Annotated in this window: 21 protein-coding genes; 12 read left to right on the forward strand and 9 right to left on the reverse strand. The window is 70.4% G+C overall.

The features are described 5' to 3' along the window. Positions 1–11 precede the first annotated feature (11 nt). Positions 12–1,256, forward strand: coding sequence for a glucose-1-phosphate adenylyltransferase (glgC, locus tag BJP65_RS01995; protein WP_055837638.1), 1,245 nt, complete (start codon positions 12–14; stop codon positions 1,254–1,256). Between the two features lie 154 nt (positions 1,257–1,410). Here glgC and BJP65_RS02000 read toward each other — a convergent pair whose 3' ends face one another. After that, a complete protein-coding gene (locus BJP65_RS02000) occupies positions 1,411–1,884 on the reverse strand; it encodes an S-ribosylhomocysteine lyase (RefSeq protein ID WP_070408055.1) in 474 nt (157 codons plus the stop codon). Between the two features lie 121 nt (positions 1,885–2,005). On the opposite strand from BJP65_RS02000, the gene serB reads away from it, so the two are divergent. Together serB and BJP65_RS02010 are read left to right on the forward strand one after the other, a co-directional pair. Then, on the forward strand, positions 2,006–2,647 hold the full coding sequence (gene serB / locus BJP65_RS02005; RefSeq protein ID WP_070408056.1) for a phosphoserine phosphatase SerB: 642 nt from the start codon (positions 2,006–2,008) through the stop codon (positions 2,645–2,647). Positions 2,648–2,796: 149 nt separating this feature from the next. Next, a complete protein-coding gene (locus tag BJP65_RS02010; RefSeq protein ID WP_070408057.1) occupies positions 2,797–3,489 on the forward strand; it encodes an alpha/beta fold hydrolase in 693 nt (230 codons plus the stop codon). A 61-nt stretch (positions 3,490–3,550) separates the two neighbouring features. Here the strand turns inward: BJP65_RS02010 and fabG are convergent, their stop codons facing one another. Continuing rightward, positions 3,551–4,261, reverse strand: coding sequence for a 3-oxoacyl-ACP reductase FabG (gene fabG / locus BJP65_RS02015; RefSeq protein ID WP_070408058.1), 711 nt, complete (start codon positions 4,259–4,261; stop codon positions 3,551–3,553). 410 nt (positions 4,262–4,671) lie between these two features. Between fabG and BJP65_RS02020 the strand changes: the two genes are divergently transcribed. The 4 genes from BJP65_RS02020 (at position 4,672) to BJP65_RS02035 (ending at position 7,072) form a co-directional block, all read left to right on the forward strand. Further along, entirely contained in the window at positions 4,672–5,388 is a 717-nt protein-coding gene (locus BJP65_RS02020) for a DUF4190 domain-containing protein (RefSeq protein ID WP_258027513.1), read from the forward strand. A gap of 119 nt (positions 5,389–5,507) precedes the next feature. Then, entirely contained in the window at positions 5,508–5,882 is a 375-nt protein-coding gene (locus BJP65_RS02025) for a DUF3099 domain-containing protein (RefSeq protein WP_083285659.1), read from the forward strand. After that, positions 5,879–6,085, forward strand: coding sequence for a hypothetical protein (locus BJP65_RS02030; protein WP_070408059.1), 207 nt, complete (start codon positions 5,879–5,881; stop codon positions 6,083–6,085). The genes BJP65_RS02025 and BJP65_RS02030 overlap by 4 nt, the downstream gene beginning before the upstream one ends. Before the next feature lie 132 nt (positions 6,086–6,217). After that, the gene (locus BJP65_RS02035; protein WP_070409806.1) at positions 6,218–7,072 is read left to right on the forward strand and encodes an SURF1 family protein; all 855 of its coding nucleotides are present in this window, start codon (positions 6,218–6,220) and stop codon (positions 7,070–7,072) included. Positions 7,073–7,200: 128 nt separating this feature from the next. On the opposite strand, the gene BJP65_RS02040 is transcribed toward BJP65_RS02035, so the two are convergent. Then, entirely contained in the window at positions 7,201–8,799 is a 1,599-nt protein-coding gene (locus tag BJP65_RS02040; RefSeq protein WP_055837672.1) for an ABC-F family ATP-binding cassette domain-containing protein, read from the reverse strand. Between the two features lie 268 nt (positions 8,800–9,067). On the opposite strand from BJP65_RS02040, the gene BJP65_RS02045 reads away from it, so the two are divergent. Genes BJP65_RS02045 through BJP65_RS02065 form a run of 5 tightly spaced genes read left to right on the forward strand, consistent with a single transcriptional unit; the run spans position 9,068 to position 14,089 of the window. Next, positions 9,068–10,090 (forward strand): iron-siderophore ABC transporter substrate-binding protein, encoded by a 1,023-nt coding sequence (locus BJP65_RS02045; protein WP_070408060.1) that lies wholly within the window; start codon positions 9,068–9,070, stop codon positions 10,088–10,090. A gap of 32 nt (positions 10,091–10,122) precedes the next feature. Beyond that, entirely contained in the window at positions 10,123–11,169 is a 1,047-nt protein-coding gene (locus BJP65_RS02050) for an iron ABC transporter permease (protein WP_235560613.1), read from the forward strand. Further along, positions 11,166–12,290 carry an iron ABC transporter permease gene (locus tag BJP65_RS02055; RefSeq protein WP_258027514.1) on the forward strand — a complete coding sequence of 375 codons (1,125 nt, stop codon included), beginning with the start codon at positions 11,166–11,168 and terminating at the stop codon, positions 12,288–12,290. Before BJP65_RS02050 ends, BJP65_RS02055 begins: the two co-directional genes overlap by 4 nt. 52 nt (positions 12,291–12,342) lie before the next feature. Then, positions 12,343–13,197 (forward strand): ABC transporter ATP-binding protein, encoded by an 855-nt coding sequence (locus BJP65_RS02060; RefSeq protein ID WP_070408061.1) that lies wholly within the window; start codon positions 12,343–12,345, stop codon positions 13,195–13,197. Then, the gene (locus tag BJP65_RS02065) at positions 13,181–14,089 is read left to right on the forward strand and encodes a siderophore-interacting protein (protein WP_070408062.1); all 909 of its coding nucleotides are present in this window, start codon (positions 13,181–13,183) and stop codon (positions 14,087–14,089) included. The genes BJP65_RS02060 and BJP65_RS02065 overlap by 17 nt, the downstream gene beginning before the upstream one ends. A 97-nt stretch (positions 14,090–14,186) precedes the next feature. Here the strand turns inward: BJP65_RS02065 and BJP65_RS02070 are convergent, their stop codons facing one another. The 6 genes from BJP65_RS02070 to sufB form a co-directional block, all read right to left on the reverse strand. Further along, complete coding sequence (locus tag BJP65_RS02070) at positions 14,187–15,350, reverse strand: MalY/PatB family protein (RefSeq protein ID WP_070408063.1); 1,164 nt, start codon at positions 15,348–15,350, stop codon at positions 14,187–14,189. A 107-nt stretch (positions 15,351–15,457) separates the two neighbouring features. Further along, entirely contained in the window at positions 15,458–15,787 is a 330-nt protein-coding gene (locus BJP65_RS02075) for a metal-sulfur cluster assembly factor (protein WP_055837689.1), read from the reverse strand. Between the two features lie 9 nt (positions 15,788–15,796). Further along, positions 15,797–16,567, reverse strand: a complete 771-nt coding sequence (gene sufC, locus BJP65_RS02080; protein WP_055837692.1) for a Fe-S cluster assembly ATPase SufC — start codon at positions 16,565–16,567, stop codon at positions 15,797–15,799. Between the two features lie 37 nt (positions 16,568–16,604). Next, positions 16,605–16,934: a non-heme iron oxygenase ferredoxin subunit gene (locus BJP65_RS02085; protein WP_055837695.1), complete on the reverse strand. Its 330-nt coding sequence runs from the start codon at positions 16,932–16,934 to the stop codon at positions 16,605–16,607. Further along, a complete protein-coding gene (gene sufD, locus BJP65_RS02090) occupies positions 16,931–18,124 on the reverse strand; it encodes a Fe-S cluster assembly protein SufD (protein ID WP_055837697.1) in 1,194 nt (397 codons plus the stop codon). Before sufD ends, BJP65_RS02085 begins: the two co-directional genes overlap by 4 nt. 64 nt (positions 18,125–18,188) lie before the next feature. Next, positions 18,189–19,607, reverse strand: a complete 1,419-nt coding sequence (sufB, locus tag BJP65_RS02095) for a Fe-S cluster assembly protein SufB (protein WP_055837990.1) — start codon at positions 19,605–19,607, stop codon at positions 18,189–18,191. Between the last annotated feature and the right edge of the window lie 220 nt (positions 19,608–19,827).

Genomic DNA, 19,827 nt, shown 5'->3' on the forward strand with positions numbered 1-19,827 from the left:
AGTGTGGTGCCATGCCTGCAGCGCCGAAGGTCTTCGGAATCATCCTCGCCGGCGGCGAGGGAAAGCGTCTCATGCCCCTCACGGCCGACCGCGCGAAACCCGCCGTGCCGTTCGGTGGTCAGTACCGCCTGATCGACTTCGCCATCTCCAACCTCATCAACTCGGGGTTGCGTCAGCTGGTCGTGCTCACGCAGTACAAGTCGCACAGCCTCGACCGCCACATCTCGCAGACCTGGCGCATGTCACCGATGCTGAACGCCTACGTGGCGTCGGTGCCGGCGCAGCAGCGTCTCGGCAAGCGATGGTTCTCGGGTTCGGCCGACGCGATCCTGCAGTCGATGAACCTCATCCGCGACGAGAAGCCCGACATCGTGGCCGTCATCGGTGCCGACCACGTGTACCGCATGGACTTCAAGCAGATGCTCGACGCGCACATCGCCTCCGACGCGCGCGCCACGGTGGCCGGCATCCGTCAGCCCATCGGGCTCGCGAACCAGTTCGGCGTGATCGACACCGATCCGACCGACCCCACGAAGATCCGCGCGTTCCTCGAGAAGCCGCAGAACCCCACCGGTCTCGCCGACGCCCCGCACGAGGTGCTCGCGTCGATGGGCAACTACATCTTCGACGCCGATGCGCTCGTCGAAGCCGTCACGCACGACGGTGAGCTGCCGACCTCGGCGCACGACATGGGCGGCGACATCGTGCCCTGGTTCGTCGACCGCGGCGAAGCGGCCGTCTACGACTTCCAGCGCAACGACGTTCCGGGCTCCACGCCGCGCGACCGCTCGTACTGGCGCGACGTGGGCACGATCGAGTCGTTCTACGACGCCCACATGGACCTGATCTCGACCCTGCCGATCTTCAACCTGTACAACACCGACTGGCCGATCTACTCCCAGACGTTCAACGCCCCGCCGGCGAAGTTCGTGCGCGACTCGGTCGGACGCATCGGCAACGCGATCGACTCGATCGTCTCGCTCGGTTCGGTGCTCTCGGGCACCCACCTCGAGCGCAGCGTCGTCGGCCCCTGGGCCCTGGCGGGTGGCGGCTCGACCATCACCGACTCGGTGCTGTTCGACAGCGTGCAGGTCGGCGCGGGAGCCCGCATCCACCGCGCGATCCTCGACAAGAACGTCGTGCTCGAACCGGGCGCCACCATCGGTGTCGACCGCGAACGCGACCTGGCGCGCGGCTTCACCGTCACCGAGACGGGCATCACCGTCGTCGGCAAGGACGTGCACGTCCACGCGTGAGCGTGATCCAGACCCCGGATGCCGGGATCCTGGATGCCGGAAGGGGCGGTGACCGCGATGGTCACCGCCCTTCCGCGTTCTTATGGGGCGACGCTCAGACGCCCACGCGCGCGAACGCGTCGCGGCTGATCACCGCCTCCGCACCGACGTCAGATCAGACGCCCACGCGCGCGAACGCGTCGCGGCTGATGCCCTTCTCGAGCACGACCTTCGACCACTCGCGGGCGCTGTGCAGGCTGTGATCGCGGTAGTTGCCGCAGCTGAACGCGTCGGTTCCGGGCACGTCGTCCCACTGCACGTCGTCGGCGATCGCGCGCAGCGAGCCCGTGATGGCGTCGACGAGGTCGGCGACCGCCGGCTCGCCCCACATGATGACGTGGAAGCCGGTGCGGCATCCGAACGGCGAGATGTCGATGAGACCCTCGATGCGGTCGCGAACGAGGCTCGCGAGCAGGTGCTCGATCGTGTGGAGCCCGGCCGTGGGGATCTCCTGCTCGTTCGGCTGCACGAGGCGCAGGTCGAAGTTGGAGATGACGTCGCCACGCGGGCCCGACTCCGTGCCGATCAGGCGCACGTAGGGCGCCAGCACGGCGGTGTGATCCAGGGTGAAGCTCTCGACATCGGCCATGGAGGGTCCCTTCTGAGGGGTTCGGGGTACCGCGAAAGCCTACGCGGCGATGCCGGTGACGGCACCGCGCGTGACGCCGCGCGACGCGGGACCCGGGGTCCGACCCGCTAGGGTCGAGCGCGTGCCTGCGCCCGCCCGATTCCTCGTCGTGCTCGATGCCGACTCCACCCTGATCCGCAACGAGGTCATCGAACTCCTCGCCGACGAAGCCGGCCGAGGTACCGAGGTGGCCGCGGCGACCGAGGCCGCGATGCGCGGCGAGGTCGACTTCGCCACGAGCCTGCGCTCGCGGGTCACCGCCCTCACGGGCGTGCCGACCGAGGCCTTCGCCCGGGCGATCGCCCGCATCGAACCCACGCCCGGCGTGCGCGAACTCATCGCCGCCGTGCACGAGCGCGGTGGGGTCGTCGGCGTCGTGTCGGGCGGGTTCCACGAGGTGCTCGACACCGTCGCCCCCGACCTGGGAGTCGACGTCTGGCGTGCCAACCGGCTCGTCACCGCCGACGGCGCGCTCACCGGCGAGGTCGACGGCGCGATCGTGGATGCCACGGCGAAGGCCGAGACGCTGCGCGCCTGGGCGGCGGAACACGGCGTGCCCCTCTCGCTCACCTTCGCGATCGGCGACGGCGCGAACGACCTCGAGATGATGGCGACCGCGGGCCTGGGGCTGGCGTTCAACGCCAAGCCCGCCGTGCGCGAGCGCGCCGACCTCGTGATCGGCGACGTCGACCTGGCCCAGGTCATCACGCTGCTGCCGCGCTGACGTAACGGGGCTCACACACGCCCGCGTGATCCCGCGTGCGGGCGAGCGACGAGGTGGGCGAGCCCGTCGACGGCACCGGGCTCCGGCACACCGCGCCCCGCGTCCGGGCGCCCCTGGCCGATGTCGGTGGGGCGTCCTACCCTCGAGGCATGGAGATCGTCCTCGTTCCCGGGCTCTGGCTGACCGCGTCGTCGTGGGACACGGTCGCCGACGACCTCACCCGCTCCGGTCACCGTCCGCGAGCTCTCACCCTGCCGGGCGTGGGCATCGCCGCGAGCGGTTCCGCGCACTTCGGTATCGCCGACTGGATCGCCGACGTCACCCGCGTGATCGATCAGGGCGACGAGCCGGTCGTAATCGTCGGGCACTCCGGAGGAGGCAACGTCGTCTGGGGCGCGGCCGACGCACGCCCCGAGCGCGTCGCACGCGTCATCCTCGTCGACACGTTCGCTCCCACCGACGGCGCAGGGATCTGGGAGTTCGCGGTCGTCGACGGCGTCGTGCCCTTCCCCGGCTGGGCCTCGTTCGACGAGGTCGAGATCGCCGACCTCGACGTCGACGCGCGCCGGCGAGCCGACGACGAGATGCTTTCCGTTCCGGCGCGTATCCCCACCGACCCGATCTCGCTCCACGACGACCGCCGTCACGGCATCCCGGTCACCGTCGTGACGTGCACCCTCTCGGCCGATGACCTGCGCGCGACGCTCGCCGGGTCACCTCCGTGGGCAGCCGAGATGAACGCGATCGACGACCTCGAGATCGTCGAGTTGCCCGGCGGTCACTGGCCGCAGTTCGCTCAGCCGCATGCGCTGGCGAGCGCGATCGACGCGGCGATCCGCTGAGGGGCCGGCCGATACCGACGCGGGACGGGGTCGATCGTCGCGCGACGGGGGTCCTGCCTCGTCAGTGCCCCATGCCGAGGCCACCGTCGACCGGGATCACGGCGCCCGAGATGTAGGCGGCGTCATCGCCGGCGAGCCAGGTGACGACACCGGCGACCTCGTCGGGAGAGGCGAAGCGCCCCGCGGGGATGCTCTTCTTGTAGTCGGCCTGCGTGTCGGCCGGAAGCTCGGCCGTCATGTCGGTCTCGATGAAGCCCGGAGCGACGACGTTCGCGGTGATGCCGCGCGCCCCGAGCTCGCGCGTGAGCGAACGAGCGAAGCCGACGAGGGCACTCTTCGACGCCGCGTAGTTGATCTGACCCGCCGAACCGTACAGTCCCACGACGCTGGAGATGAGGATGACGCGGCCCCACCGTGCCTTCAGCATGCCCTTCGAGGCACGCTTGACCACGCGGAACGCTCCCCCGAGGTTCGTGTTCACGACGCTGTCGAAATCGTCCTCGGTCATGCGCAGCAGCAGAGTGTCCTTGGTGACGCCGGCGTTGGCCACGACCACGGCGATCGGTCCGAGCTCGGCCTCCACCTGCGAGAAGGCGGCGTCCACGGCGGCGGCGTCGGTGACGTCGGCGCGCACCGTGAGAGTGCCCTCGGGGCCCTCGCCCGAGCGGGCGGTGACGGCGACGCGCCAGCCCTCCGCGACGAACCGCTCGGCGATGGCACGACCGATGCCCCGGTTTCCACCGGTGACGACGACGACGCGGTCCTGAGACATGGGTGAGACTCCTGCGTTTGCGAGGGACGGAACCGACTCAGCCTACCGAGCCGACGTCCGGGCCGCGGAGCGCGGGGGTGGGTGCGGGCGTGAGGCGCAGGGCGCAGGCGTGAGGCGCGGAGCGCGGGTGCCGGGCGCGGGGTCGGGGTCGGGCCCGGGGTCGGGGTCGGGGTCGGGCCCGGGGTCGGACTCGGGCTCGGACTCGGGCTCGGGCTCGGGGTGCAGGTTCGAGGCGCGGCCGCGGAGCACCGGCACGGAGCACGGCCCCCACGACGACGGGCGCGGGGGAACCCGACGCCACCTCTCCGCGCGCCCTCACCACACCACAGCCCGCTTCCCGCGAGGCCCGAGGTTTGACACGGCCCGAGCGGCGCTGGAACTCTGGAGCGACGCACGATGAAAGGGACCCCGTGAGCGACGACCGCACGACCGACCCGAACCAGCCCGCCGGTTCGTCCGACGCCAGCGCCGACGCCTCCGGGGTGCCGGTATCGCCGTACGCTCCCCCGACGGGCGACCCCTCTCCCGGTGCGAGCCCGTTCGACGGCGGCAACGCCGCGCCGAGCGACGGCGCCCCGTCGGCATCCGGTTCGGCCTCCGAGGCCCCGGCAACCCCGGCTCCGGCCCCCGGTGCCGCTCCCGACGCGCCGTACGGTTCCGCCCCGGCCGCCCCGGCGTACGGCGCTCCCGCCACCCCGCCCTACGACGTGGCGGGCGACGCGGCATCCACCTACGGCGCACCCGCCTACGGCGCCCCCGCGTACGGAGCCCCGGCGTACGACTCCCCCTCCGGTGCACCCGCGTACGACCAGGCGACCGCGGCCTACGGCGCGCCCGCCTACGGCTACGGCTACGCCGCAGCGCGCACGAACACCCTCGCGATCGTCTCGTTCATCGCGTCATTGGCCGGGGTGTTCGTGCTGCCGGTCATCGGCCAGATCGCCGGGGTGGTGATGGGACACATCTCGCTCTCGCAGATCAAGTCCCGGGGAGAGAAGGGCCGCGGCCTCGCCCTTGCCGGCGTGATCATCGGTTACGCCACGCTCGCCCTCGGCGTGCTGGCCATCATCGCGTTCGCGATCTTCATCGGAGCGCTCGCGAGCGCACCCGGGTCGCGATACTCCTGAGGCCGCGGCACCTTCCGCGCCGACCGCACGGGGAGGGGGCGACGCGCTTGTCACGACGTCGAACAGACGTGGCATCCCCTCACCCCGTGCCGTCGCGACGGGCGTACTGTGGTCTCACTGTGAAGACACCGTCCCGTGCCCAATCCGCGACGTCGCTCCCGAAGGCACCCCGGGACGACGCCGACTCCCGTTTCACCAAGTACATGGTGATGATGGGGATCCGTATCGCCTGCTTCATCGCGATGGCGGTCATCACTCCCTACGGCTGGTACACCTTCGTGTTCGCCGCGGGGGCGATCTTCCTGCCCTACCTCGCCGTGATCGTGGCGAACGTCGGCCAGGACGCAGCACCGAGCACCGCGATCAACCCCGAACGCGCAATCGACGCACCGCGGGCGGCGGCGCCGACGCCGGCTCCCGCCGCCGACGAGCCGCTCGTCATCCGCATCGCCGAGAGCCCGCGTCTCGCCCCGCCGCGCGACGACCGGTCGTGACCGAGGCCGCCGCTGAGTGCTCGCGGGCCGGATGCCGTGACACCGCCGTCTGGGTCATCGGCTGGCGCAATCCCCGCATCCACGCCGCTGACCGCAGGAAGACCTGGGTCGCCTGCGACGCCCACGTGGCCTACCTCCGCGAGTTCCTCCACGCCCGGGACTTTCCCGTCGACGTCGCCGCCCTCGCGCGAGACGCGGGATGAACTCGCGCACGCCGCCGATCGACGTACGCTGGAAGGCGTGGCCGAAATCTTGCAGGTGAGCGCGCGCGAGACGCGGCAGAGGGACGGTGCGGCGTGAGCGCCCGCGAGACCCCCGCCGCCGCGCGCTGGGCCATGTACGTGGGCGTGGCGATCCTGTTCGCGATCGCGTGCGCCTTCCTGTCGAACTGGCAGTTCTCGCGCAATGCCGAGCGCAGCGAACAGCTAGAACTCGTGGCGAACAACTACGACGCCACCCCGGTCGCCCTGGGCGATCTGCTCGCGCCCGGCGCGGAGCTCACCCCCTCCGACGAGTGGCGGCCCGTGCGCCTCGAGGGCCGGTACCTCGCCGACGAACAGCTCCTCGTGCGCAACCGCGCCCACGGCGGCTCCGCCGCCTACGAGCAGCTCGTGCCCTTCCGCCTCGACGACGGACGCACGCTGCTCGTCGACCGCGGATGGCTCCCGCCCGGCAACAGCCAGTCGCTCCCCGACGACATCCCCGACCCGCCGTCCGGCGAGGTGACCGTCGAGGTCCGCCTCCGTCCGGGCGAGGCCGCCCCCACGTCGGGCCGCACCGCGGAAGCCGGCCAGGTTCCCACCATCAACCTCGGTCTCGTGGCCGAGCAGACGGGCCCCCTCGAGCCCGGCGCGTACGGACTGCTGATGTCCGAGACCCCCGCCCCGGCCACCGCGCCGCTGACGGTCGACCCCCCGAGCAACGATCCCGGCCCCTACCTGTCGTACGCGATCCAGTGGATCCTCTTCGCCCTCATGGGCTTCGGGTTCATCACCTACGTGATCGTGAGCGAACGGCGCCTGCGCCGCGAGGACGCCGAAGACGACGATGACGACATCGTTCCCGCCGCCGCGCCCGTGCGCGCCGACGAGGGCCGCCGCCGCGTCGACCCGATCGCCCTGCACCGCTCGCGCAAGCTCCCCCGCGACCGCGATGCCGACGACGAGGACGCCCTGCTCGACGCGAGGTGAGCGCGACGGCCTCGATCGCCGCCGCGCGCAGTCAGCTCCGCAATCGAGGACGCCGTCAGCAACGGGCGCGTTCGTGATGACCGCGCTCAGGTCAGCGCGCTCAGGCCAGCGTGATCAGGCCAGCGTGATCAGGCCAGCGTGATCAAATCCGCGTAGTCGCGACCCCAGATGTCCTCGACGCCGTCGGGCAGGATCAGCACGCGCTCGGGGTTCAGCGCCTCGACGGCCCCCTCGTCGTGCGAGACGAGCACGACGGCACCCTCGTAGTGCGAGAGCGCCCCGAGAATTTCTTCGCGCGAGGCCGGGTCGAGGTTGTTCGTGGGCTCGTCAAGCAGCAGCATGTTCGCCGACGACACCACGAGGGTCGCGAGCGACAGACGGGTCTTCTCGCCGCCCGAGAGCACCCCGGCGGGCTTCAGCACGTCGTCGCCGACGAACAGGAACGAACCCAGCACCTTGCGGGCCTCGGTGGCGGTGATGTGCGGCGCCGACGACATCATGTTCTCGAGCACCGAACGATTCACGTCGAGGTTCTCGTGCTCCTGGGCGTAATAGCCGACCTTCAGGCCGTGCCCGGGCTCGAGCTGACCGGTGTCGGGCTGGTCGACGCCGGCGAGGATACGCAGCAGCGTCGTCTTCCCCGCACCGTTCAAGCCCAGGATCACCACGCGGGAGCCGCGGTCGATCGCGAGGTCGACGTCGGTGAAGATCTCGAGCGAGCCGTACGACTTCGACAGTCCGGATGCCATGAGCGGGGTCTTTCCGCACGGCGCGGGCTTGGGGAAGCGGAGCTTCGCCACGCGCTCTTCGGCGCGCACCTCGTCGAGTCCCGACAGCATCTTCTCGGCGCGCGCGACCATCTGGTGCGCGGCCGCGGCCTTCGAGGCCTTCGCGCCGAAGCGAGCCGCCTGCAGCTGCAGAGCGGTGGCCTTCTTCTCGACGTTGACGCGCTCCTTCTTGCGGCGCTCCTCGTCGGCCACCCGCTGGCGCAGGTAGTTCTTCCAGTTCATGTTGTAGACGTCGATGACCTGACGGTTCGCGTCGAGGTAGAACACGCGGTTGACCGTCTCGCCGACCAGCTCCACGTCGTGCGAGATCACGATGAGCCCGCCCTTGTACCCCTTGAGGAACTCGCGCAGCCACACGACGCTGTCGGCGTCGAGGTGGTTGGTCGGCTCGTCGAGGATCATCGTCTGGGCGTCCGAGAACAGGATGCGCGCGAGTTCGATGCGGCGACGCTGTCCTCCCGAGAGGGTCTTCAGCGGCTGCTCGAGGATGCGGTCGGGAAGCGAGAGGTTGTGGGCGATGGATGCCGCCTCGGCCTCGGCCGCGTACCCGCCCTGCGCCTCGAACTGCTCGGTGAGGGTGCCGTACTTCTTCATGGCCTTCGCGGCCACGGCGGGGTCGTCGTCGCCCATCGCCATCGAGGCCTCGTGCATGCCGAGCGCCAGTGAGCCGAGGCCGCGGGCGTCGAGGATGCGCGTACGGGCCAGCATCTCGGGGTCGCCCGAGCGGGGGTCCTGCGGCAGGTAGCCCAGTTCGCCCACGCGGTCGACGCCGCCGTTCGCGGGGAGCAGGTCGCCCGCGAGCACCTTGGTCAGGGTCGTCTTCCCCGCGCCGTTGCGCCCGACGAGGCCGATCTTGTCGCCGTCGGAGACGCGGAACGCCACGTCGGACATGAGCACGCGGGCACCCACGCGGATCTCGAGGTCGTGCACGGCGAGCACAGCGAACGTCCGTTCTTCGGGGTTGGGGGTGGGTGGCACAGAAGGCCAGCCACCCAGTATACGGCGGCTTCCTGCACGCATTCCGACAGCGTCCCGACAGCCCCGTCCCGGCGGTCGTGGACGCGCACCCGATCCGCGCGCGGGGTGGTCGCCGTCGATACCTCGGTGTCGAGACGATCGGCGCGGGAGCGGGCCCGCGGGTTTGCGTTCTCACCCGATCGAGGACATAAGCTAAGCCTGTCCTTACTTAGATCACAGGAGGCTCTCTGTGTCCCGATTCCGCGCCCTGGCTGCTCTCGCCGCCGGTTCCGCCCTCGTTCTCGCCGGCTGCGCCGGCTCGCCCGCAACGTCGGAAGGCGGGGCGGCGCAGGAGTCCGACAGCGTGTTCCCCGTCACGGTCGACAGCGCCCTCGGCCAGGCCGTGATCGAGAAGAAGCCCGAGCGCGTGGCCACTGTCGCGTGGTCGAACCAGGAGGTCCCCCTCGCTCTCGGCATCGTGCCCGTGGGCATGGCCAAGGCCACCTGGGGCGACGATGACGGCGACGGCATCCTCCCCTGGGTCGAAGACAAGCTGACCGAGCTGGGAGGTGAGACCCCCGTGCTCTTCGACGAGACCGACGGCATCGACTTCGAGGCCGTGGCCGACACGCAGCCCGACGTGATCCTCGCCGCGTACTCCGGCCTGACGCAGGAGGACTACGACACCCTGTCGAAGATCGCCCCCGTCGTCGCCTACCCCGACGCCGCCTGGGGAACCACGCTCGACCAGATGATCCAGCTCAACTCGAAGGCCCTCGGGCTCGAGAGCGAGGGCGACGCCCTCATCGACCAGATCAAGACCGAGTCGCAGGAGGGGTTCGACGCCCATCCCGCCCTCGCCGACGTCGCGCCGTTGTTCGCGTTCACCGACCCGACCAACATGAGCAAGATCACCTACTACACCTCGCACGACCCGCGCGCGGGCTACCTGCACCAGCTCGGCATGCCCGTGCCCGCACAGGTGAGCAAGACCTCGACTGAGATCGACGCGTTCTACAGCGAGATCAGCGCTGAAGAGGCCGATACGTTCAGCGACGTGGGCCTGTGGATCACCTACGGCAACACCGACGGCTCGACCGTCGCTCAGCTGCAGGCCGACCCGCTGCTGTCGAAGATCCCCGCCATCGCCGCCGGCCACATCGCGGTCCTCGAAGACGGCACGCCCCTCGCGGCCTCGGCGAACCCCTCGCCGCTGTCGATCAGCTGGGGCTTCAGCCGGTACCTCGACCTGCTCACCGCCGCCGTCGGCTGATCCCCCACCCCGCACACCGGACCGCGCCCATCGTGACCTCCCGCTCCACCGTCGTCGACGTGCTCCCGGATGCCGCTTCCCTGCGGCGCCCGGCGAGCCGACGGCTCCTCTGGCTGCTGGTGCTCACGGTGGGCGTGGTCGTGGTGTCGGTGGCATCCGTCGCCTTCGGCACGCGCGACGTGTCGATCACCGAGATCGTCTCGGCCTTCACCGGCGGCACCGGGGTCGGCGAAGCCGCGGTGACGACGCGCATCCCGCGCACCGTCCTAGGCCTGCTCGTCGGCGCGGCCCTGGCCATGGCCGGTCTCACGATGCAGGCCGTGACCCGCAACCCGCTCGCCGACCCCGGCATCCTCGGTGTGTCCGCCGGAGCCTCGCTCGCGGTCGTCACCGGCATCGCCTTCTTCGGCCTGTCGAGCTCGTTCGGCTACCTGGGTTTCGCGATCGTGGGCTCGGCGGTCGCCGCGGTGTTCGTCTACACCGTGGGCTCGCTCGGACGCGGAGGCGCGACCCCGCTCAAGCTCGCCCTCGCGGGAGCGGCGACCACGGCCGCGTTCGGATCGCTCTCGAGTGCGATCCTGCTCCCCCGGGTGGATCTGCTCGAGACGTTCAGGTTCTGGCAGATCGGCGGTATCGGCGGCGCCACGTGGGACCGCGTGCAGGTTGTGATCCCCGTGCTGGCCGCCGGCGCGCTCGTCTGCGTCCTGTGCTCGCGCGGTATGAACTCCCTCGCGCTCGGCGACGACGTCGCGACGGGCCTCGGCGAGCACGTCGGGCGCACCCGTCTGGTCGCCTCGGCCGGCGCCGTCGTGCTCGTGGGGGCGGCGACCGCTGTCGCCGGCCCGATCGCCTTCGTGGGCCTGGTCGTGCCGCACGTCTGCCGACTGCTGATCGGCACCGACCATCGCTGGCTCGTCCCCTTCTCGGCCCTGGGCGGGGCGGTGCTGCTCGTCGGCGCCGACGTCATCGGGCGCCTCGTCGCTCGTCCGACCGAGATCGAGGTCGGCATCCTCACCGCCCTCATCGGAGCGCCGTTCTTCATCTGGATCGTGCGTCGGCAGAAAGTACGCGAGCTGTGAGCGCCCACGACACCCGCGACGGCCGGACCACCGTGCGCACCCCCCTCACTCCCCGGGTCGCCACGCCCGCCGCGGCCGCGTCCGGAGCCGCCGCACCCGATGTCGCCGCCCTCGTACGCGGCCGACGCAGCCGCGCCCGTCGACGCACCACGGTCACCGGCATCCTGGTCGCCGCCGTGGTCGCCACCTTCGTCATCACCCTGATGGTCGGCAACACCTTCTACACGCCCGACCAGGTCGTGCGGGTGCTCCTCGGGCAGACCGTGCCCGGCGCGTCCTTCACCATCGGCGAGCTGCGCCTCCCCCGCGCGAGCCTCGGTCTTCTCGCGGGCCTCGCCTTCGGCATAGCGGGCGTGACGTTCCAGACCATGCTGCGAAACCCCCTGGCCTCCCCCGACATCATCGGCATCTCGTCGGGGGCGAGCGCCTTCGCCGTCGTCGCCATCGTCGGCTTCTCGCTCTCGGATGCCGCGGTCTCGGCCTTCGCGCTCGTCGGCGCCCTGGGCACCGCGGGAGCGATCTATCTGCTCTCGCGCCGCGGAGCCTTCACGGGCACCCGGCTCGTGCTCATCGGGATCGGCGTCGCCGCGATGCTCGACAGCGTCACGACCTGGATGCTCACCCGCGCCGCCAACTGGGACCTGCAGACCGCGATGCAGTGGCTGACCGGCAGCCTGAACAACGCCTCGTGGGGGCGCCTGCTCCCCCTCGCGATCGCCGTCGTCGTCATCGTGCCGCTCATGGTCGCGAACACCCGTGGTCTGGCCGTGCTGCGCCTCGGCGACGACTCCGCGGCGGGGCTGGGCGTACGCGTCGAGCGCACGCGTCTGCTGCTCATCGTCGGCGCCGTCGTGCTGCTGGCCGTCGCCACCGCCGCGAGCGGTCCCATCGCCTTCGTGGCCTTCATGGCCGGCCCCATCGCCGCGCGACTCATCGGCCCGGGCGGTTCGCTGCTTCTGCCCGCGGGACTCGTCGGGGCGCTGCTCGTGATGGTCTCCGACCTGATCGGCCAGTTCGCCTTCGACAACCGCTACCCCGTCGGCGTCATCACCGGCGTGCTCGGTGCCCCCTACCTCATCTACCTGCTCATCAGAACGAACCGTTCCGGAGGCTCGCTGTGATCGCGACCCGAAGCACCGTCCCGCCGACCCACGCCGACCGGGGAGGCCTCTCGTGACCGCGAACCGCACGCTCTCGGCCGAGAAGCTCACCCTCTCGTACGGCGACCGCACGATCATCGACGAGCTCGACCTCGAGCTGCCCGCCGGGCGGATCACCGCCATCGTCGGTGCGAACGGGTGCGGCAAGTCCACGCTGCTGCGCGCCCTCGCGCGCCTGCTGCCCCCCAAGACCGGGCGCGTCATCCTCGATGGGAAGGCGCTGCACGAACGCCCCTCCAAAGAGATCGCCCGCATCCTGGGCCTGCTCCCCCAGAGCCCGATCGCCCCCGAGGGCATCGCCGTCGCCGACCTCGTCGGCCGGGGACGCCACCCCCACCAGCGCGCTCTGGCTCGGTGGAGCGCGCGCGACTACGAGGTCGTCGCCGAGGCTCTCGCGGCCACCGGCATCAGCGACCTGGCCGACCGCTCCATCGACGAGTTGTCCGGCGGCCAGCGCCAGCGGGTGTGGATCGCGATGGCTCTCGCGCAAGAGACCGACATCCTGCTGCTCGACGAGCCGACGACCTTCCTCGACGTGGCCCACCAGGTCGAGGTGCTCGACCTGCTGACCGACCTCAACCGCGACCGCGGCACCACCACCGTGATGGTGCTGCACGACATGAACATGGCCGCGCGCTACGCCGACCACCTGGTGGCCCTGCGCGACGGCCGCATCGTCGCCGCCGGAGACCCGAGCGCGGTCATGACCTCCGAGCTCATCGCCGACGTCTTCGGCCTCGATGCCCTTGTCGTCCCCGACCCCGTCTCGGGCACGCCCCTCGTCCTCCCCCGCGGTCGCCACCACGTGAGCGCCCGCGTTCCCGCCCCCGACGCCTCGCCGGAGACCCTCGATGCCCTCCACCCCTGACACCGCGCGGTTCTTCCGCGTCCGCGTCGCCCGCATCACCGACCTCACCCCCAGCTTCCGTCGGTTCACCTTCACCGGCGACGACCTGCACGAGTACGGCGACCCCGGCTTCGACCAGCGCATCAAGGTGGTCTTCCCCACCGACGACCTGGGGCTGGATGCCATGCCCACGGGCGCGGACTGGTGGACCGACTGGCGCGCCCTGCCCGACGAGCGCCGCCTGCCCTTCCGCACCTACACGACGCGGGCGGTGCGACGCGGCGACCGTGAGGTCGACATCGACATGGTCGCGCACGAGGTGATCGGACCGGCGTCGGCGTGGATCGAGAACGCGCGCCCCGGCGATGAGGTGCTCATCTTCGCCCCCACCATCGCCCTCTCCGACGTGAGTTTCGGCGTCGACTTCGTTCCGCCCGCGCAGACCGGAGAGTACCTGCTCGCCGGCGACGAGACGGCAGCTCCCGCCATCGCCGTCATCCTCGAGCAGCTGCCCCCGGATGCCACCGGCACGGTCGTGCTCGAAGTGCCCACGCCCGAGGACTGCGCGTATCTCCCGCGGCACCCGGGCTTCTCGTTCCGCGTCGCTGCCCGCGCGGGCGGCGACCGCCACGCGCACCTGGTCACGGCGACGCGCGACGCGGCCTTCGCCCTCACCCCCGAGGGCCACGGCGACGAGGTCGAAGAGATCGACATCGACGAGGACATGCTCTGGGAGGTTCCCCGCACGGCCAAGGGCGGCGCGGCGCTGAAGAAGGCCCCGCTGTACGCCTGGCTCGCGGGCGAGGCGTCGGCGATCAAGGCGCTGCGCCGGCACCTCGTCACCGAGCGCGGCGTCGACCGCCGCGCCGTGGCGTTCATGGGCTACTGGCGCACGGGTCGCGCCGAGTACTGACGCGACGACCCGCCCGCGTCGGGCGCGGAGCGCCGATGCATCCCCGTCGGGCGCGGAGCGCCGATGCACCCGCGTCAGGCGCGCGGACCCACCCGCGTCAGGCGCGGCGGGCCAGCGCGCCGATGCGTTCGATCGCCTCGCGCAAGACCTCGGGCGCACACCCGACGTTGATGCGCACGTGCCCCACGCCCTGCTCGCCGAAGAGCGGGCCGTGGTGCAGGGCCACCCCCGCTTCGCGGCGGAGGTACGGTGCCGGGTTGTCGCCCCAGCCGTAGGCCGAGACGTCGACCCAGGCGAGAAAGCCGGCCTCGGGCGGCCGGTACCGCGCGAGCGGCAGGTGCTCGGCCAGCAGGTCGGCGAGCAGGTGGCGGTTCTCGTCTAGGGCGGCCAGCAACCCCTCGAGCCACTCGTCACTCTCGGCCGAGAACGCCGCCCGGTTGGCGATCACCCCGAACAAACCGGCGCGCCACTCGACCTCCCAGGGCAGCCCGCGCACCACCTCAGCGGTCGACTCGTCGCCGGTCACGATGACCGCGCACTTCAGACCCGCGAGGTTGTAGGTCTTGCTCGCGCTCGTGACGGTGTAGCCGACGAGGGCGGCCTCGGGGCCGGCATCCAAGAAGGGGGTGAAGGTCATCGGAGCGTGCGTCAACGGGGCGTGGATCTCATCGCTCACCACGGTGGCGCCGTACCGGTGCACGAGGCGCGCGAGCGCCGCGAGCGACGCACGGGTGTGCACGGTGCCGGTGGGATTGTGCGGGTTGCACAGCAGCACCGAGCGGGCGCCGGCCGCGAGGGCGCGCTCGATGCCGTCGAGATCGAGCGACCACCGCTCGCCGTCGTCGACGAGGGGCACGCGCTCGACGACCGCACCGGCCTCTTCGACGGTGTCGTAGAAGGGCGGGTACACCGGCGGCGTGACGATCACACGGTCGCCCGGCCGGGTGACCGCGCGCAGCACCTCGACCACGCCCATCATCACGTCACCCGTCCACCGGATGCGCGCCGGATCGGGTCGCCACCCCCACTGCCGCTCGGCGTACGCGGCGAAGTCGAGGTCGATGCCCGGACGCGGCGGGGTGTAACCGGTGTCGCCGATCTCGACGGCGCGGGTGAGCGCCGCGGTGATCGCGGGGGCGAGGGCGAAGTCGGTCTCGGCGACGAACATGGGGATGACGTCATCCCCGTACGAGCGCCACTTGGTACTGCTGCGCTGACGGAGGAGCTCGAGCGGCAGGGCCTTCAAGGGGGGAACGCTCATCCCGAAAGCCTAACGAGCACGCTCGCGCCACGCGGGGGTCGGCGTCAGACGGCGACACACGAAACGCCCGCCCCGCCGGACCGGAGCGGGCGTTTCGTCGGGCGATCTCAGATCGCGAAGCCGAGGGCGCGCATCATGTCGCGGCCGTCGTCGGTGATCCGCTCGGGACCCCACGGCGGCATCCACACCCAGTTGATGCGGAAACGGTCCACGACGTTGTCGAGCGACTGCGCCGTCTGTTCTTCGAGCACATCGGTCAGCGGGCAGCCGGCCGACGTCAGGGTCATGTGGATGACGAGCGCGTCGTTCTCGTCGTCCCACGCGAGGTCGTAGATGAGTCCCAGGTCGACGACGTTGATCCCCAGTTCGGGGTCCATGACGTCTTTCAAGGCCTCGGTGACCTCGTCGTACTTCTCGGGAGCGAGCGTTGCGGTCATGTAACGATCCTACGCGTCGATCGGCGTACCGGCCTCGAGGAAACGGTCGTAACCCTCTTCCTCGAGTCGGTCGGCGAGTTCGGATCCACCCTCTTCGACGATGCGGCCCTGAACGACCACGTGCACGAAATCGGGGCGGATGTAACGCAGGATGCGCGTGTAGTGCGTGATGAGCAGCACGCCGAGACCGGTCTGCTCCTTGGCGCGGTTCACGCCCTCGGAGACGATCTTCAGCGCGTCGACGTCGAGGCCGGAGTCGGTCTCGTCGAGCACGGCGATCTTCGGCTTGAGGAGCTCGAGCTGCAGGATCTCGTGGCGCTTCTTCTCGCCGCCCGAGAATCCCTCGTTGACGTTGCGCGAGGCGAACTTGGGGTCCATGCGCAGGTTGCCCATGGCCTGCTTGACGTCCTTGGTCCACGTGCGGATCGCCGGCGCCTCGCCGTCGATGGCCGTCTTGGCCGTGCGCAGGAAGTTGGTGACCGTGACGCCCGGGATCTCGACCGGGTACTGCATGGCGAGGAAGAGGCCGGCGCGCGCGCGCTCGTCGACGGTCATCGCGAGCACGTCTTCGCCGTCGAGCGTGATGGAACCGCTCGTCACCGTGTACTTGGGGTGACCGGCGATCGTGTAGGCCAGGGTCGACTTGCCGGAGCCGTTGGGGCCCATGATGGCGTGGGTCTCACCGGTGCGCATGGTCAGCGTCACGCCGTTGAGGATGGGGGTCGTACCGTTCTCCGTCTCGACCGTCACGTGGAGGTCGCGGATCTCGAGGACAGACATGGGGTTCCTTACGTAAATCTGGGTTCGTGGGCGCGGCTCAGGCCGTCGCCTTGGTGACGGAGGTGTCGATGAGCACGTCGTCTCCGTCGATCACGACCTCGTACACGGGGACCGGCTCGAAGGCCGGCAGGTTGAGGGGGCGGCCGGTGCGCAGCGAGAACGCCGAGCCGTGGGCCCAGCATTCGAGCGTCTCGCCCTCGACGAAGCCGTCCGACAGCGAGATGTCGCCGTGCGTGCAGACGTCGCCGATGGCGTGCACCTCGCCGTTGCCGTCGAGCACGACCGCGATCGCGACGCCGTCGAGCTCGACGCGGTGCGCCTCGTCTTGCGTGAGGTCGCTGAGGGCGCAGGCGCGCGCGGCGCTCACGCTGCGGCTCCGTCGGCCAATTCGCGCTCGATGGCCGCGGTGAGCTCGGTCTCGAGCTCCGGGATGCCGATGCGCTGCACGATCTCGCTCAGGAACCCGAGCACCACCAGACGGCGGGCTTCGTACTCGTCGATGCCGCGCGCCTGCAGGTAGAACAGCTGCTCGTCGTCGAAACGACCGGTCGCGCTCGCGTGGCCGGCGCCCTGGATGTCACCGGTCTCGATCTCGAGGTTCGGGATCGAGTCGGCGCGCGCGCCGTCGGTGAGCACGAGGTTGCGGTTGGCCTCGTACGAGTCGGTGCCCGTGGCATCCGGTCCGATGAGCACGTCGCCGATCCAGACGCTCCGAGCGCCCTGTCCCTGGAGGGCTCCCTTGTAGAGCACGTCGCCGACGGTGTGCGGGCCCTTGTGGTGCAGGTACACCTGCGACTCGAGGTGCTGGCCGGCGTCCGAGAACGACAGACCGTACATGCGCCCCTCGGCGCCGGCGCCCGAGAGCTCCAGCGACGGGTTCACGCGCACGACGCCGCCGCCGAAGCTGACGACGATGTGCGTGAACTTCGCGTCGCGGTCGACGCGCGCCTGGTGCGCCGAGGCGTGGATCGCGTCGTCGTCCCAGTTCTGCACCGACACGACCGTGAGGTCGGCGCCGTCGCGCACGATGATCTCGACGTTCTGCGCGTGCTGGGCCGTGCCCTCGTGGCGCAGCACGACGGTGCCGCGCGAGTGCGGCTGCGCCTCGATGACCACGTGGGCGTGAGCGAGGCCGCCCGTGCCGGTCAGGCGGACGACGACCGGCTCGGTCAGCTCGACATCGGCGGGAATGCGCAGCAGCGGTGCCTCGGCCTCCTGCGACCAGGCGATGGCGCTGGGCAGGTCTTCGGGGCGGAAGTGCTCGCCGCGGGGCGCGTCACCGTGACCGAGACGCAGCTGCTCGAGCTCGGCCGGGGCGTGCACCTCGACCTGCATGACGCCCGTGGGACCGGCCTGGTCGACGAACAGCGGCGCGAGCCGGTCGATCGGGCTGAGCTTCCAGTTCACCTCGCGGCCTGTCGGCGTGCCGAAGTCGGCCGGATCGAACGAGGTCGCCCGCTCCGAGCGCGTCTGCACCGGAACGATGGATGCCACGAGGGCGGCCGGGTCGATGTGACCCGCCGCGGAATCCGCGGGGGTCGTGGTCGCTGTGGTCACTGAGCTGATACTCCGTTCGGCGCGAGAGGGGAGAACACGGGAGGCGCGGATGTCGCCGAAGAGATCATCCGACGCTGCCCTCCATGCCCATCTCGATGAGCTTGTTGAGTTCGAGGGCGTACTCCATGGGGAGTTCGCGCGCGATGGGCTCGATGAACCCGCGCACGATCATGGCCATGGCCTCGTCTTCGGGCATGCCGCGCGACTGCAGGTAGAAGAGCTGCTCTTCGCTGACCTTCGAGACGGTCGCCTCGTGTCCGAGCTGCACGTCGTCGACGCGGATGTCGATCGCGGGGTACGTGTCGCTGCGCGAGATGGTGTCCACCAGCAGCGCGTCGCAGCGCACGGTGTTCGCGGAGTGGTGCGCGTTGGCATCCACGCGCACTTCGCCGCGGTAGCCCGCGCGACCGCCGCCGCGCGCGATGGACTTCGACACGATCGACGACTGCGTGTAGGGCGCCATGTGCACCATCTTGGCGCCGGCGTCCTGGTGCTGTCCGGGACCGGCGAAGGCGACCGACAGGGTCTCGCCCTTGGCGTGCTCGCCCATGAGGTAGATGGAGGGGTACTTCATCGTCACCTTGGAGCCGATGTTGCCGTCGACCCATTCCATGGTCGCGCCCTCGTGGGCCACGGCCCGCTTGGTGACCAGGTTGTACACGTTGTTCGACCAGTTCTGGATCGTCGTGTAGCGAACGCGCGCGTTCTTCTTCACGATGATCTCGACGACGGCCGAGTGCAGCGAGTCGCTCTTATAGATCGGCGCCGTGCAGCCTTCGATGTAGTGCACGTAGCTGTCTTCGTCGGCGATGATCAGGGTCCGCTCGAACTGGCCCATGTTCTCGGTGTTGATGCGGAAGTACGCCTGCAGCGGGATCTCCACGTGCACGCCCTTCGGCACGTACACGAACGATCCGCCCGACCACACGGCGGTGTTGAGCGCGGCGAACTTGTTGTCACCGGCGGGGATGACGGTGCCGAAGTACTCCTCGAAGAACTCGGGGTGCTCGCGCAGAGCCGTGTCGGTGTCCATGAAGATGACGCCCTGCTGCTCCAGGTCCTCGCGGATCTGGTGGTAGACGACCTCGGACTCGTACTGCGCGGCGACGCCGGCGACCAGGCGCTGACGCTCAGCCTCGGGGATTCCGAGCTTCTCGTACGTGTTGCGGATCTCTTCCGGAAGGTCTTCCCAGGTCTGCGCCTGCTTCTCGGTGGAGCGCACGAAGTACTTGATGTTGTCGAAGTCGATGTCCGACAGGTCGGCACCCCACGTGGGCATGGGCTTGCGACCGAAGAGCTGGTAGCCCTTGAGGCGCGTCTTCAGCATCCACTCGGGCTCGGACTTCAGAGCGGAGATCCCGCGCACGACGTCCTCGTTGATGCCGCGCTGCGCGAGCGCACCGGCGGCGTCGGTGTCGTGCCAGCCGAACTCGTATTGCCCCAGGCTTTCGAGCTCGGGTCGGTCGATGAGTACATCGGACATGGTGATCACTCTCCTTCTCGGGCCTCAACGGTGTCATCCGCCCCGGCATTCCGGACTCCGGTCGAAGTCCCAGGAATGTCGCTGGTGGGCCCGTTCGAAGGCGCTGGCTGCGCGCCTAGACTGTCTCCGGTGCGGATCGCGTGAGCGCTGCACCCGGACCCTTTGATTCTACAGGCAACACCCGCTCCCGGCACGGCAGGTCCGCTGTTCCCGCAGCCCG

This window comes from Microbacterium sp. BH-3-3-3 (assembly GCF_001792815.1).
GTDB lineage: Bacteria > Actinomycetota > Actinomycetes > Actinomycetales > Microbacteriaceae > Microbacterium.

What these genes read in the sequence shown, in the direction of transcription:
- glgC (WP_055837638.1), top strand. Translation starts at nt 12, where the DNA reads ATGCCTGCAGCGCCGAAGGTCTTCGGAATCATCCTCGCCGGCGGCGAG.
- BJP65_RS02000 (WP_070408055.1), bottom strand. Translation starts at nt 1,884, where the DNA reads ATGGCCGATGTCGAGAGCTTCACCCTGGATCACACCGCCGTGCTGGCG.
- BJP65_RS02010 (WP_070408057.1), top strand. Translation starts at nt 2,797, where the DNA reads ATGGAGATCGTCCTCGTTCCCGGGCTCTGGCTGACCGCGTCGTCGTGG.
- fabG (WP_070408058.1), bottom strand. Translation starts at nt 4,261, where the DNA reads ATGTCTCAGGACCGCGTCGTCGTCGTCACCGGTGGAAACCGGGGCATC.
- BJP65_RS02035 (WP_070409806.1), top strand. Translation starts at nt 6,218, where the DNA reads ATGTACGTGGGCGTGGCGATCCTGTTCGCGATCGCGTGCGCCTTCCTG.
- BJP65_RS02065 (WP_070408062.1), top strand. Translation starts at nt 13,181, where the DNA reads ATGCCCTCCACCCCTGACACCGCGCGGTTCTTCCGCGTCCGCGTCGCC.
- BJP65_RS02070 (WP_070408063.1), bottom strand. Translation starts at nt 15,350, where the DNA reads ATGAGCGTTCCCCCCTTGAAGGCCCTGCCGCTCGAGCTCCTCCGTCAG.
- BJP65_RS02075 (WP_055837689.1), bottom strand. Translation starts at nt 15,787, where the DNA reads ATGACCGCAACGCTCGCTCCCGAGAAGTACGACGAGGTCACCGAGGCC.
- sufC (WP_055837692.1), bottom strand. Translation starts at nt 16,567, where the DNA reads ATGTCTGTCCTCGAGATCCGCGACCTCCACGTGACGGTCGAGACGGAG.
- sufB (WP_055837990.1), bottom strand. Translation starts at nt 19,607, where the DNA reads ATGTCCGATGTACTCATCGACCGACCCGAGCTCGAAAGCCTGGGGCAA.